This window comes from Mycobacterium hainanense, assembly GCF_041890355.1.
Classification (GTDB): Bacteria; Actinomycetota; Actinomycetes; order Mycobacteriales; family Mycobacteriaceae; genus Mycobacterium; species Mycobacterium hainanense.
Genome location: NZ_CP169059.1, coordinates 1816212 through 1829107, shown reverse-complemented (window position 1 = coordinate 1829107; position 12896 = coordinate 1816212). Strand labels below are relative to the sequence as shown.

Sequence of the window (12896 nt, the reverse complement as noted above, 5' to 3'; positions counted from 1 at the left end):
CTCGTGGACAGTGATCGGAGCCGGACCCGCGGGAATCGCGGCGGTGGGGCGGCTGCTCGATCAGGGCGTACCGCCCGACAAGATCGCCTGGATCGATCCAGCCTTCGCCGTGGGAGACTTGGGCGGCAAGTGGCGGTCGGTGTCCAGCAACACCATCGCCGGAACATTCCTGAGCTTCTTGAACGGTTCTGCGGCCTTTCGGTTTTCGGAAGCCCCGCCTACACCGCTGGCCGAAGTCGACCCCGACGAGACCTGCGCCCTCGCCCTGGTCGCCGACCCGCTGGTGTGGGTCACCGGCCACTTGCGCGAGCGGGTGCACGCCTTCGAAACGACCGCCAGCACCCTGTCGCTGCAACGGCGACAGTGGCGAATCGAGACACAGGACTCGGAAGTCACGTCGGACAACGTGGTCCTCGCGGTCGGCGCGGTGCCCAAGAGCCTGGACTATCCCCTCGACGAGATTCCGGTCGAGGTCGTGCTCGACGCCGATAAGCTCGCCGGGGTGCCGCTCGAAGGCGCGACGGTCGGCGTCTTCGGCTCGTCACACTCGTCGATGATCGCGCTCCCGCACCTGCTGCGCCTTCCGGTCGCCAAAGTGATCAATTTCTACCGCAGCCCCCTCAAGTACGCTGTCTACCTGGATGATTGGATCCTCTTTGACGACACGGGCCTCAAGGGACGAGCCGCCGTGTGGGCCCGGGAAAACATCGACGGGGTGTACCCGGAACGGCTGGAGAGGTGCCGGCTTTCCAGCCCGGAATTCGACGAGAAGCTCGCCGAGTGCGACCGCGTCGTCTACACCGTCGGTTTCGAGCCGCGAAAGCTGCCCCGGACACCCCAGTGGGGACCGCTGCCCTACAACCGGATGAACGGAATCCTGGCCCCCGGCCTGTTCGGGCTGGGCATCGCATTCCCCGAGTACGCCGAAGACCCCTACGGCTACGGGCAATACCGCGTTGGCCTCAAGAAGTTCATGGATTACCTGGACGCGGTTCTGCCGTTGTGGATGGTCTACGGCACCTGACGTCTCACCCGACGACCGCATTTGCCTCAGGATGATTCGGACGGCCGCCGGTCATCCGGGGTCAGCTCAACAGCAGCGCCGGATCGCCGCGGCGCCGGTACACCGAGCCGAACCGGGCGTCGAGGCGCAACCAGGTCGGCAAAATCCGGACGCGGATCATCTCGTCGGCGCCGACGGCCTCGGCCGATTGCGGCAGGAAACCCATTGCGGTCAAGGCGAACACACATCGCATCGGCAGTCCCACGCTGCCACCCGGCGAGCTCACCTGAACGACCTCCTGGTCGAGCAGCGACACCGGCGGACCGTGCGAACTGCCGTGCTGTTTGGCGAGTTGCGCCCCGCGCTGCGCGAGGTCGAGCATCACCCGGGCGGGAATGTCGTCGAGGTGCGTGAAGCCGGAGTCCGGGGGCAGCGCCCCGCGCCATGCGGAATCCATCGCGAAGCCGGGGTCGACGTAGCCCGAGTCGTCCATCGCGGACAGGCCGCGCGCCAGGGCGTCCGCGCCCACCGACAGATCCTCGGGCCGCACCTCGCCACCGACCACCCGGCTGGCCAGGACGTCGAAACCCGTTGCCACCCAGGCCGTCAGCAGGCCGGCCGATCGTGTGCGAAGCCGAATGACGGCGGCGTCGTCCAGGCGCAGCGCGTAGTCGACGAAGGCGGCCAGATCCCTGCGCTGGGCGGCCCGCTCGGCTGGCCCCAACCAGAGCCCGCGGTCAACTACTACCGAATCCACCGTTGCAGATACTCCCGATGGTGCGGGGAGAGCCGCACCAAGCGCTCCTCCTCGATATGAACGGCGGCCAGCTGCGACTCGGCGACGACGGCGGGCTTGGATTCGGGATCGGCGCTGACCGACCGCACTTCGTAGCCCAGCGTGAAGTCCACCGCCCGCAACCGTTTGGTCCACATCGTCACCTGCAGCGGCGAATCGACCAGGCGCAGTTGACCTTTGTAGGTCACCTTGACTTCGGCGATCAGCAGCCCGATGGTCAAGATGTCGACCTCGAACGCTTCGCGCAGGAACTGGACCCGGGCCTCCTCCAGAATCGTGACCATGGTCGCGTGGTTGACGTGCTGGTACATGTCGATGTCCGACCAGCGCACCGGTACGGGGGCTACGAAGCCGACGGTCAACTCGAGGATCCTCTCCCGCTGGTTCGGGTCATGCGCCGGATCTGGCGCGCGGCCACCGAGAGTGTCGCAAGATCCTTCTCCCCGCTTTCTTGGATTTCGAGGAGGGTGCGGCGGGCCCGCTCCACCCTGGACGCCGACAGGTGTTCCCACTCGGCGATCTTCTCCTCGCCGCTCTCGTCGGGCTCCCCCACCGCGAGCACGTCGAAGCACAACGATCGCAGCGAGGCGTAGATGTCGTCGCGAATCGCCAAGCGCGCCAACGAATGCCATCGGTCATTGCGGGGCAGCTCGGAGACCGCCGTCAGCAGGCCGTCGGTGCCCAGCCGGTCCATCAGGGCGAAGTAGGTGTCCGCGACCTCGGCGGCGTCGATGTCGTTGATGTCGGCGATGTCGATGATGTCGAGCAGGCTGAAGCGGTACAGACCCGCGGCGATCATGTAGGCCAAGTCCTCGGGCGCGCCCTGCGACGAGAACTCGGCGGCCTCCTTCTCGACGATCGCCTTATCGTCGCCGCGCAACCACTCCGACATCCGGGGCGTGAGGTCTTTGACCTTCGCGGCGAACCGGTTGATCTCGGCGCCGACGGCCAGCGGCTGCGGGCGGTAGTTGAGCAGCCAGCGGCCGGCGCGGTCGATCAGCCGTCGGGTGTCCAGCGTGAGCCGGTCCGACATGGCGACCGGCAGGTTCGCCGCGCGGATCCGACGCCAGATCTCGCCCACGCCGAAGATCGCGTCGGTGGCGACGTAGGTGCGCACCGCGTCGACCGGGCTCACGCCGACGTCCTCGACGATCCGGAAGGCGTAGCTGATGCCCGCGGTGTCGACCAGGTCGTTGATCAGCATGGTGGTGACGATCTCGCGCCGCAGCTGGTGGGTGCGGATCTCCGGGGTGAACCGTTCCCGCAACGGCGTCGGGAAGTACTGGGGCAAACGGGATGCGAACACGTCCTGCTCGGTCAGCTCGGTGTTCAGCATCTCCTCTTTGAGCCCGAGTTTGACGTGCGCCATCAGGGTGCACAGCTCGGGCGAGGTGAGCCCGATGCCGGCCTCGCACCGACGATCGATTTCCTTCTCTGATGGCAACGCTTCCAGTTCGCGGTTGAGCCCCCGCTCGTCGACCAGGTACTGAATCTGCCTGCCGTGCACCGGCAGCAGGCTGGCGGCGTTGGCGCGGCTGGTGCCGATCAGGTCGTTCTGGTCCTCGTTGTCGGTGAGCACCAACTGCGCGACCTCGTCGGTCATCGACTCCAGCAGCTCTTTGCGCTCGTCGGGGTCGACCCGGCTGGCCGTTACCAGCGAATCGATCAGGATCTTGATGTTGACCTCGTGGTCCGAGCAGTCCACCCCGGCGGAGTTGTCCATTGCGTCGGTGTTGATGCGCCCGCCCGCCAGGTCGAACTCGACGCGTCCCAGGGCCGTCACCCCCAGGTTCCCGCCTTCCCCGATCACCTTGGCGCGCACCTGGCTTGCGTTCACCCGCACGGGATCGTTGGCACGGTCGCCGACGTCGGCGTCGGACTCCGACTCGGCCTTGATGTACGTGCCGATGCCCCCGTTGAACAGCAGGTCGACCGGCGCCTGCAGGATCGCCTTGATCAGATTGGGCGGCGCCATTTCGGTGACGTCGCCGTCGATGCCCAAGGCGTCGCGCACCTGCGGGCTGACCGGGATGGATTTGTGCTCGCGGCTGTACACCCCGCCGCCCTCGCTGATCAGTGACTTGTCGTAGTCGTCCCAGCTGGACCGCGGCAGGTCGAACATCCGCCGACGTTCGTCCCACGAGGCCGCGGGGTCGGGGTCGGGGTCGAGGAACACGTGCCGGTGATCGAAGGCGGCGATCAGCCTGATGTGTTTGGACAGCAGCATGCCGTTGCCGAACACATCGCCGCTCATGTCGCCGACGCCCACGACGGTGAAGTCCTCGGATTGGGTGTCGACGCCCATCTCCCGGAAGTGGCGCTTGACGGCCTCCCACGCGCCCTTGGCGGTGATGCCCATGGCCTTGTGGTCGTAACCCACCGATCCGCCGGAGGCGAACGCGTCACCCAACCAGAATCCGTAAGACTTTGCGACGTCGTTGGCGATGTCGGAGAAGGTGGCGGTGCCCTTGTCCGCGGCCACCACCAGGTAGGCGTCGTCGCCGTCGCGCCGGATCACCTCGGGCGGCGGGCTGACCTTCTTCGTCTTGTGGTCGACGTTGTCGGTGACGTCGAGCAGCCCGGAGATGAACAGCTTGTAGCAGGCGACGCCCTCGGCGCGGGTGGCGTCGCGGTCCTCCGCCTGGTCACCGGTCGCCAGCGGCGGCCTCTTGACGACGAAGCCGCCCTTGGCGCCGACCGGCACGATGACGGCGTTCTTGACCGCCTGCGCCTTGACCAGGCCGAGGATCTCGGTACGGAAATCGTCGCGGCGGTCCGACCACCGCAGCCCGCCGCGTGCCACGGGGCCGAACCGCAGGTGCACGCCCTCGACGCGGGGTGAGTAGACGAAGATCTCGTATTTGGGCCGCGGCAGCGGCAGCTCGTCGATCAGTTGGGCGTCGAGCTTGAGGGCCAGCACGTTTCGGGCGCGGGCCGAACCCTCCCGCGTCACAAAGTAATTGGTACGCAACGTCGCCTGCACCAGCGACGCGAACGCCCGCAGGATGCGGTCGGTGTCCAGGCTCATCAGCGCGTCGATGTCGGCGGCGACGGCGGCCGCCGCCGCTTGTGCGTCACGATTCCTCGACGGACCCGACGGGCGCGGGTCGAAAAGCGCCTCGAACAGCGTGACCAATGATCGCGCGGTGGAGGGGTGCTCGTTGAGCACCGACTCGATGTAGGACTGGCTGTAGGGAAAGCCCGCCTGGCGCAGGTATTTCGCGTAGGCACGCAGCAGCACGACCTGCTGCCAGGTCAGTCGCGCGCGCATGACCAGCTCGTTGAACCGGTCGATTTCGACCCGGCCCTCCCAGATCGCAGTGACGGCATCGGCGAATCGCTGTGCCGTCGCCTCGCGCTCTTCCGCCGTGGTCGCAGGCGCGATGGTGGGGTGGGTCGAGATCTTGAACTGGTAGATCCATACCGGCAGCCCGTCCGGGCGGATCACGGTGAACGGCCGCTCCTCGAGCACCACCACGCCCATGCTCTGCAGCATCGGCAACAGCTGGCTCAGCGAGGCGGTGCGCCCACCCAGGAACCAGGTCAGCTGGGGGGCGCCATCCTCGCCGCGTTCGGAGAACACTAGCTTGACCGAATCGTCTTGCAGCCCTTCGATGATGGCGATGTGGTCGATGGCGTCGGCCGGGGTGACGGCCTGCTTGTAGACCTCGGAGAAGGCCGTCGCGTAGTGCTCGACGTCGGCCTGCTCGACGCCGCTGTCCGCGGCCGCGCCGAGCAACCGGTCGGTCCAGGTCCGCGCGGCCTCGCTCAGCAACCCCTGGATGCGCACCCGGTTGTCCTCGGAGACGTCGACGGGTGCGGCTTCTTCGGGCAGCCGCACCATGAAATGCATCAGGGCCCAAGGTGATTCGCTGACTCGCGCGGTGAACTCGAGCCGGGTGCCACCGAACTCGCGGATCAGGATGTCTTCGATCTGCAGCCGCACCTGGGTGGTGTAGCGGTCGCGGGGCAGATAGACAAGGCAGGACACGAAGTATTGGAGCCGATCGGCGCGCAGGAACAACAACGCCCGCCGTTGGGATCCCAAGTCCACCACCGCTTTGGCCATCGCTAAGAGCCGCTCGGCGCTGAGCGTGAAAAGCTCTGAGCGCGGGACGGTTTGGATGACATCGAGTAACAGTTGGGCGGGATGGATCGGGTCGCTCTCGGCGAGGGCGAGCGCGTCGCGAACCCGGGTCGACACCGTAGGGATCTCCAGAACGTCGGCATTCATGGCGGCGACGGTGAACAGCCCGACGAAGCGATGCTCGACGACTCCGTCGTCGACCTTCTCCCGCACCGCGACCGCGTACGGGTAGGCGCCGTACCGCAGGTAGCTGCCTACGACGGACTGCGCGAGCACCAGCAGCTTGTCGTCATCGGTCAGCCGTGGGCGGGAACCAGTGCGGGTGCGCAGGACACCCAGGCCGGGTGAGCCGTCACCCGAGACCAAGCCCTCGTGCACGCGGCATCGCTGGTAGCCCAGCAGCAGGAAGTTACCGTTGCCCAGCCAGCGCAGCAGGGCCGCGACGTCGTCGCGGTCGGGGGCCGAGAAGTGGCCGTTCGCGTTGGTTTCGACGTCCGCGGCCAGGCCGCTGAGGGCGGCGATCAACGCGCCCGCGTCGGTGGCGACCTGCTGCACGTCCGAGAGGACCTTGGGCAGCAGCCGCTCGACCTCGACGAGGCCCTTGGTGTCGACGGAGGGCAGCAGCTGCACGTGTATCCACGCTTCGCCGACGTATGGCGGTGCGCCGGGAGGTTTGGGTTCGACGCCGACCAGGTCGCCGTCCGGATTGCGGTGCACCTCGAACACCGGCGTCATGATGGCGGCGTAGGGCACGCCGAGCCGGTGCAGCAGCACGGTGACCGAGTCCAACAGCATGCCGCCGTGGTCGGTGACAACCTGCAACGCCGGCCCTAAGCCGGCCGGATCGTCCGGGGGGTAGACCGCGACCCGGCTCTCCCCGGCGGGACGGTGCTGGCCCAGCCGATAGTGGGCGCCCAGCATGGCGGGGGTGACGATGGAGGTCGGCACGGCCAGGTCGATCGGACCGGAATCCGCCGCCCCGGGTTCGTTGCCGTGCGGGCCGCGATAGCTCTCGATGTAAGCCTTTGTGATCCAATCCGGAATGTCGTCCTGGTCGGTGAACGCGGTCCACGGCGTGACGGCGTGCTTGGGTCCGGGATCGATCGTCATGCCGATGGCTCCCAACTCGTGACCGATGCCACTGTGCTCAACCGCCCACTCTCCGGGGATGGCCCCCCAGCGGCCCTCCGGGCCCTGCACTGCGGGGCTGCGAGGCTGACACTAGTCGCGCGTGAGCTTCCGGTGGGTCACTCTGTGTGGTCGCGCCGCGTCGACCCCGAGCCGTGCGACCTTGTTCTCCTCGTAGGCGCCGAAGTTGCCCTCGAACCAGAACCACTTGGCCTCGTTGTCGTCGTCGCCCTCCCAGGCCAGGATGTGCGTGCACGTGCGGTCCAGGAACCAGCGATCGTGGGAGATCACCACCGCGCAGCCCGGGAACTTCTCCAGGGCGTTCTCCAGCGAACCGAGCGTCTCGACGTCGAGGTCGTTCGTGGGCTCGTCGAGCAGAATCAGGTTGCCACCCTCTTTGAGGGTGAGCGCCAGGTTCAGCCGGTTGCGCTCGCCGCCGGAAAGCACGCCGGCGGGCTTCTGCTGGTCGGGCCCCTTGAACCCGAACGCGGAGACGTAGGCGCGCGAGGGGATCTCGTTCTGGCCGACCTCGATGTAGTCGAGGCCGTCGGAGACCACTTCCCACACGGTCTTCTTGGGGTCGATGCCGGCGCGGGACTGGTCGACGTAGCTGAGCTTGACGGTCTCGCCGACCTTCACCGTCCCGCTGTCGGGCTGTTCAAGTCCCACGATCGTCTTGAACAGGGTCGTCTTTCCGACGCCGTTGGGACCGATGACGCCCACGATGCCGTTGCGGGGCAGGGTGAAGGACAGATCCTTGATCAGCGTGCGGCCGCCGAAGCCCTTGTCCAGGTGCTCCACCTCGACAACGACGTTGCCCAGCCGCGGCCCGACCGGGATCTGGATCTCCTCGAAGTCCAGCTTGCGCGTCTTTTCCGCCTCGGCGGCCATCTCCTCATACCGCTGCAGCCGCGCTTTGCTCTTGGCCTGGCGGGCCTTGGCCCCCGACCGCACCCAGGCCAGCTCCTCGGTCAGCCGCTTCTGCAGCTTGGCGTCCTTGCGACCCTGCACCGACAGGCGCTCCGCCTTCTTCTCGAGATAGGTCGAGTAGTTGCCCTCGTAGGGATACGCGCGACCGCGGTCGAGCTCGAGGATCCACTGGGCCACGTTGTCCAGGAAGTACCGGTCGTGGGTCACCGCCAACACCGCGCCGGCGTAGGCGGCCAGGTGCTGTTCGAGCCACTGCACGCTTTCGGCGTCGAGGTGGTTGGTCGGTTCGTCGAGCAACAACAGGTCGGGCTTGGACAACAGCAGCTTGCACAATGCCACGCGGCGCCGCTCACCACCGGACAGGTTCGTCACCGGCTCGTCCGGCGGCGGGCAGCGCAGGGCGTCCATGGCCTGCTCGAGCTGCGAGTCGAGGTCCCACGCGTCGGCGTGGTCGAGCTCCTCCTGCAGCCGGCCCATCTCCTCCATCAACTCGTCGGAGTAGTCCGTGGCCATCAGTTCGGCGACCTCGTTGAACCGGTCCAACTTGACCTTGATCTCGCCGAGCCCCTCCTCGACGTTCCCGCGCACCGTCTTCTCTTCGTTCAGCGGTGGCTCCTGCTGCAGGATGCCGACGGTGGCGCCGGTGGCCAGGAAGGCCTCGCCGTTGTTCGGCTTGTCCAGCCCGGCCATGATCCGCAAGACGCTCGACTTGCCGGCACCGTTGGGGCCGACGACACCGATCTTGGCTCCCGGATAGAAGCTCAACGTGACGTCGTCCAGGATCACCTTGTCGCCGTGCGCCTTGCGGACCTTTTTCATCGTGTAGATGAACTCAGCCATGCCGCGGTCATGCCTTTCTGGTCTCGAGAGAGTTCTCGCGACCATCCTAGGCATCACCCGGGGGGCCCGATTCCGCAGCTAAGCCGACATGGCCAGCGGTCCCGGTTCGGCGGACTCGCCGCTGCCGTCGCGATCGGCCTCCTCACCAGCGGCGCCGGCCGCATCCGCGGGCGGCTTGGTGGCATCGTCGGAAGTGGGGCCGGCGTACCCGGGTCGCTCGATGCGCACGATCGCGCGCGACACATCGGGCCCGACGGAGGTGGCACGCATCTCCAGTGACGAGCGGCGGTTGCCGTCGCGATCTTCGTACTCGCTGGTGTACACGTGGCCCACCACGATCACAGGTGCGCCCTTGCCCAGCGCGGCGCCCACGCCGGTGACCAACTTGCCCCAGCAGTTGACGTTGATGAACAGCGAGTTGCCCGGCTCCCAGCCGCCGTCGGCCGTGCGCCGCCGCGAATTGCTGGCGACGCGGAACTTGATCACCTCCTGCGTGCCGACCTGTCGCCGTTCGGGGTTGGTGACGATGTGTCCGACGACCGTAAGCGGTGTTTCAAACATTGGCTGATCCCTTCTCGGTTGCATTTCTCTGGTGTGGTGACCATTGAGCTCGCCGCAACCGACGGACGGTGCGCAAAAAGGGCCCACACTGGGTCTCGGCTGGCGGCACTGTGGAAAGAGGCGGGACTGTGGAGTAATCCGCCGGGCAGATCCAGCGCGGATCGTGCGTTCGAGACTTGTCGTACCGCGCTGCGATGATGGGGTCATGTCCTCGACAGCATCTTCGGGCTCTGTGGCGGTGAGCCCCAAAGAGCGTTTGGAGGTGGTGTTTGAGGAGTTGGCGGAGTTGGCCGGTCAGCGCAATGCGATTGATGGGCGCATCGTGGACCTGGTCGCCGAGATCGAGCGTGATGAGCTGTGCGGCATGACCGGCGCGCGCTCGGTGGCGGCGTTGGTGGCCTGGAAGCTGGGTTTGTCGTCGACCACCGCGCACACGATTGCCACCGTTGCGCGCCGGGTCGAGGAGTTCCCGCGCTGTGCCCAAGGGATGCGGGAGGGGCGGCTGTCGCTGGATCAGGTCGGTGTCATCGCCGCACGTGCCGGTGAGGGCTCTGATGCGCACTATGCGCAGTTGGCGCAGGTGGCCACGGTCAATCAGCTGCGCACCGCGGTCAAGTTGGAACCGCGACCTGAACCCCAGTCCCGGCCGCAGCCGCACCCCTCGATCACCAAGACCTGTGATGAGGACTTCACCTATTGGCGGATCGCGCTTTCCCACTTAGACGCCGCCAAATTCGACGCCGCCTTAGGGTCTCATCGGGACGCGCTGATCGCCGAGTGGAAACATGACCGCGCCGACGGTGGGTCAGCCAGCGCGCCGCCGCTGCCGGGCACCCTCGAGGCCTTCCTGCGCCTGGTCGAGACCGGCTGGGACGCCGAGGCGGCCCGCCGGCCGCACGGGCAGCACACCACCGTGGTGGTGCACGTCGACGCTGAAACACGCACCGCGGCGCTGCACCTGGGTCCGCTGCTGACCGACGCCGAACGCCGCTACCTGACCTGCGATGCCACCTGTGAAGTGTGGTTCCACCGCGACGGCCAGCCTATTGGCGCCGGCCGAACCACCCGCCTGATCAGCCGACGCCTGCGCCGCGCACTCGAACACCGCGACCGCACGTGCGCGGTGCCCGGCTGTGGTGCCACCCGCGGTCTGCACGCCCACCACATCCGACACTGGGAAGACGGCGGTGCCACCGAGTTGGCCAACCTCGTGCTGGTCTGCCCGTATCACCACCGGCTGCACCACTCCGGCGGCATCACCATCACCGGGCCCGCCGACGCCCTGACCGTCACCGACAGCGCCGGCCGCACACTGAGCGCGGGATCGCTGGCGCGCCCACCCACCCAACCGCCGCCCACCGTCCCCCCGTGCCCGGGACCCCTCGGCGAACGCGCCGACTGGTGGTGGTACGACCCCTTCCAACCCCAACCACCACCGTCCACGAACTAGCAACGGGGCGCCGTCAAGCTGCTCGCGCCTAGCAACTGCAGCACCCGATCACCGCGGCTTGGCATGTCCCGGCGTGTCACGGCGCGCCAGCTCCGCCAGCATCGCGTTGTAGGCGACCAGCTCGGCGTCGTCGTCGCGGTCGGCTGCCCGGTCCAGCCGTCGGGCGGTGCGGTCGTCGCTGCGCGCCCACTGCACCAGCAGCGCCAGCATCACGATCACCAGGGGCAGTTCGCCGGCCGCCCAGGCGATGCCGCCGCCCAGCCGCTGGTCACCCAGCAGGTCGGTATGCCAGGTCAGACCGAGCGAGCGGTAATAGTCGGCGCCGAGCACCCTGCGGGTGCCCATCAGCACCACCCCGAAGAACGCGTGCAGCGGCAACGACGCGAACACCACACCCACCTTGGCCAGCGGCGGAATGGGCCGCGGGGTGGGATCGACGCCGATGACGATCCAGTAGAAGAGGTAGCCGCTGAGCAGGAAGTGGACGTTCATCGCGAGATGGCCCGCGTGACTGCCGACGGCGATGTCGAACAGGTTGGACAAATACAGCCCGTAGAAGCCGGCGACGAACAGCAGGGTGGCGACCACCGGGTTGGTGAGGAACCGCGATAGGCGGCTGTGCAGCGCGGCCAGCAGCCATTCCCGCATGCCGGGCGGGTCGTCTCGGCCGGCGGCGGGCAGCGCGCGCAGGGCCAGGCTCACCGGTGCACCGAGCACCAGCAGGATCGGCACCAGCATCGACAAGCCCATGTGGGCGACCATGTGGACGCTGAACATCGCCGGCATGTAGCGACCGACGCCCGAGGAGGTGACGAACAGCAACGCCAGGCAGCCCAGCAGCCAGGACGCCGTACGGCCCGGCGGCCAGGCGTCGCCGCGGCGGCGCAGACGCACCACGGCGGCCAGGTAGAGCGCCGCGACGACAATCGCGGCGCTGCCGAAGATCAAGTCGAACCGCCAGTCGAACAGGATGCGCACCGCGGTGGGCGGGCCGTTGAAGTCGTAGCCGATCTCCGCTTCGGGAATCGAGGGCAGCCGGCTCGGCGGCGGTGGCGGCGGGGTACGACCCAGCCCGACGGCGACGCCGAAGGTGAGGCCGAAGACCGCGGCCTCGGCGAGCGCCAGCGTCAGCAGGGCGCGGCGCGCCCCGCGATCGGTGGCGTCGGCTTGCAGCCGCGCAACCGCGATGCGCCGCTGACGCCAGCCGATGACCCCGAGCGCGCACAGCGCGACAAACTTGGCGATCACCAAGCGCCCGTACTCGGTGGTGACCAGGTCCCCGAGCGGCACGCGTACCACGGCGTTCATCACACCGCTGAGCGCCATCGCGACCCAGCACCACAGCGCGATCGCGGAGAACCGGCGGGCCGCCAGTGCGATGTGTCCCCCTCCGCGCAGCCCGTAGGCCGCCAATGCGAGCAGGCCGCCGGCCCAGACGCCCGCGGCCACGAGGTGGATAAGCAGGCTGTTGGTCGCCAAATCGTGTGACCCGCCGGCCGATGAGTGGCCGGTCAGTCCCAGCGGCAGCAGGGTGAGCAACGAGCCGGCGAACAGCAGCGGCGTCCACGACCAGCGCAGCACCGACAGGCTCGCGAGCATCACCAGCGCGGCGAGCGCCGCGGTCCAGCGCCACGCGGAGGCGGTGGTGACCAGCCCGGCCACCGACCAGATCCGCGCCGGGTTGAGCAGCGCCACCAACGGTCGACCCGAGACGTCCGAGATGGTCAGCGGCACCAGCAGCGCCGCGCACACCGCCCAAACCCCGGACGCCACCGTCCCCAACCGAAGCGCCCGGTACCCATCGGCGTCCAGGACGCCGCTGCGTTGCGGTGGCACCAGAAAGGCCGCGAACAGGAATGACCCGACGGCCAGCACCGCGGCGATCTCCCCCGCCGCCCTGACGAACGGCAACCCCAACGTGGTCGTCGGGCCCGGGTCAGGCAGCCCGGTGGCGGTCAGCGCATCGGCGAGCGACAGCGCCCCGATGCCGGCCGCCGTGCAGCCCGCCAGCACCGCGACGCCGACCAGCATCGGCCACACCAGCGCGCGGGGTGTGGTCACGGACCGGTCGACCGTCATACAGCCAGGGTATGGGCGTGGA

At 68.0% G+C, this 12896-nt stretch carries 8 protein-coding genes; 2 read left to right on the top strand and 6 right to left on the bottom strand.

The window, feature by feature from the left end; genetic code table 11:
* Positions 1–10 precede the first annotated feature (10 nt).
* Positions 11–1024, top strand: coding sequence for a pyridine nucleotide-disulfide oxidoreductase (locus tag ACEL92_RS08690; protein ID WP_374026129.1), 1014 nt, complete (start codon positions 11–13; stop codon positions 1022–1024).
* Between the two features lie 61 nt (positions 1025–1085).
* Here ACEL92_RS08690 and ACEL92_RS08685 read toward each other — a convergent pair whose 3' ends face one another.
* From ACEL92_RS08685 to ACEL92_RS08665, 5 genes are all read right to left on the bottom strand, one after another.
* Positions 1086–1760: a hypothetical protein gene (locus tag ACEL92_RS08685; protein WP_374025194.1), complete on the bottom strand. Its 675-nt coding sequence runs from the start codon at positions 1758–1760 to the stop codon at positions 1086–1088.
* On the bottom strand, positions 1748–2161 hold the full coding sequence (locus ACEL92_RS08680; protein ID WP_374025193.1) for an acyl-CoA thioesterase: 414 nt from the start codon (positions 2159–2161) through the stop codon (positions 1748–1750). The genes ACEL92_RS08685 and ACEL92_RS08680 overlap by 13 nt, the downstream gene beginning before the upstream one ends.
* On the bottom strand, positions 2158–6996 hold the full coding sequence (locus tag ACEL92_RS08675) for an NAD-glutamate dehydrogenase (RefSeq protein WP_374025192.1): 4839 nt from the start codon (positions 6994–6996) through the stop codon (positions 2158–2160). Before ACEL92_RS08675 ends, ACEL92_RS08680 begins: the two co-directional genes overlap by 4 nt.
* 111 nt (positions 6997–7107) lie before the next feature.
* Entirely contained in the window at positions 7108–8784 is a 1677-nt protein-coding gene (gene ettA / locus ACEL92_RS08670) for an energy-dependent translational throttle protein EttA (protein WP_374025191.1), read from the bottom strand.
* 78 nt (positions 8785–8862) lie between these two features.
* Positions 8863–9345 carry a single-stranded DNA-binding protein gene (locus ACEL92_RS08665; RefSeq protein WP_374025190.1) on the bottom strand — a complete coding sequence of 161 codons (483 nt, stop codon included), beginning with the start codon at positions 9343–9345 and terminating at the stop codon, positions 8863–8865.
* Positions 9346–9550: 205 nt separating this feature from the next.
* Between ACEL92_RS08665 and ACEL92_RS08660 the strand changes: the two genes are divergently transcribed.
* Positions 9551–10795, top strand: a complete 1245-nt coding sequence (locus ACEL92_RS08660; protein WP_374025189.1) for an HNH endonuclease signature motif containing protein — start codon at positions 9551–9553, stop codon at positions 10793–10795.
* Between the two features lie 48 nt (positions 10796–10843).
* Here ACEL92_RS08660 and ACEL92_RS08655 read toward each other — a convergent pair whose 3' ends face one another.
* A complete protein-coding gene (locus ACEL92_RS08655) occupies positions 10844–12874 on the bottom strand; it encodes a cytochrome c oxidase assembly protein (RefSeq protein ID WP_374025188.1) in 2031 nt (676 codons plus the stop codon).
* Positions 12875–12896 lie beyond the last annotated feature (22 nt).

Coding starts and splice junctions, on each gene's coding strand:
- ACEL92_RS08655 (WP_374025188.1), bottom strand. CDS start 12,874: ATGACGGTCGACCGGTCCGTGACCACACCCCGCGCGCTGGTGTGGCCG.
- ettA (WP_374025191.1), bottom strand. CDS start 8,784: ATGGCTGAGTTCATCTACACGATGAAAAAGGTCCGCAAGGCGCACGGC.
- ACEL92_RS08665 (WP_374025190.1), bottom strand. CDS start 9,345: ATGTTTGAAACACCGCTTACGGTCGTCGGACACATCGTCACCAACCCC.
- ACEL92_RS08675 (WP_374025192.1), bottom strand. CDS start 6,996: ATGACGATCGATCCCGGACCCAAGCACGCCGTCACGCCGTGGACCGCG.
- ACEL92_RS08660 (WP_374025189.1), top strand. CDS start 9,551: ATGTCCTCGACAGCATCTTCGGGCTCTGTGGCGGTGAGCCCCAAAGAG.